Consider the following 1,024-nt stretch of genomic DNA (forward strand, 5'->3'; position numbering starts at 1 on the left):
TCGCAGATCACTTAATAAACTTTTCCTTCGTGAGGTCAGCACGATTTACATATCCTTTTGACACGCCCATTCCGCTGATGCACAGTTCACCGATCGCCCCGAATGGCTGGAGCTGGCTTTGCTCGTTCAGAATATAAACACTGGCATTGCTGATCGGCTTTCCAATCGGCAATGAGGAGATGGAATCCGGCAGATCATGCACGACGTGAGCTGTCGCAAACACTGTTCCCTCAGTCGGCCCGTAGCAGTTAATCAGCTTGCCCGGCCCCATGACCCGCAGCGCTTTTCTGACATGAGGCACTGAGGCGCGCTCTCCGCCGAATAACACGCAGCGAAGCCCCTTCATCCAATCCTCTCCCGCATCCGTGAGAAGATTAAATAGTGCGGTTGTCGCAAACATGACATTGACATTCTCTTGCAGAATCAGATCTGTGAGCCGTTCTGTATCAAGCAGCGTATGTTCGTCTGCGATAATGAGCCGTGCCGCATTCAGCATAGAAGCATAGAAATCAAAGGTAAATGCGTCAAAGGCGTAATTCGAAACCGACAAGAACGTATCCTGATCAGAAAATGCCATGTAGTCTACATGCTTGACCAAACCTTGAATATTGGCATGAGTGGTCATATTGCCTTTTGGCTTTCCGGTTGTGCCGGACGTGTACATGATATATGCCGGATCATTAGGATCAATCGCGGTTGCAGGATCGCTTGCCTGTTCTTCAAACCGTGTTTGATCATCGATGAAGAGCGTTGTGCCTGTATACGGCAGCTCAGCCGCTTGTTCTTTCATCTCCTGATGCGTCAGAAGACAGGCTGCCGCACTGTCAGCCAGCATATACGAGATTCGGTCCTCTGGCAGCTTCGGATCAACTGGCAGATAGGCTGCTCCCGCCTTTAATACACCGAGAATGCCGATCACCAATTCAAGTGAGCGCTTCGTGTACAGCGCTACAACAGAGCCTTTGCCCGCACCGTGTTTTTGCAGCCGGCGTGCAAGGCGGTTCGCTTCCTCATCTAATTCGCG

General features: G+C 51.0%; 1 pseudogene. It reads right to left on the bottom strand.

Annotation, left to right across the window (positions count from 1 at the left end):
- Positions 1 to 10: 10 nt before the first annotated feature.
- A pseudogene (gene srfAC / locus ACWFR1_RS40580) lies at positions 11 to 1,024 on the bottom strand (surfactin non-ribosomal peptide synthetase SrfAC); the annotation flags it as partial.

Source organism: Streptomyces sp. NPDC055103 (assembly GCF_053607625.1).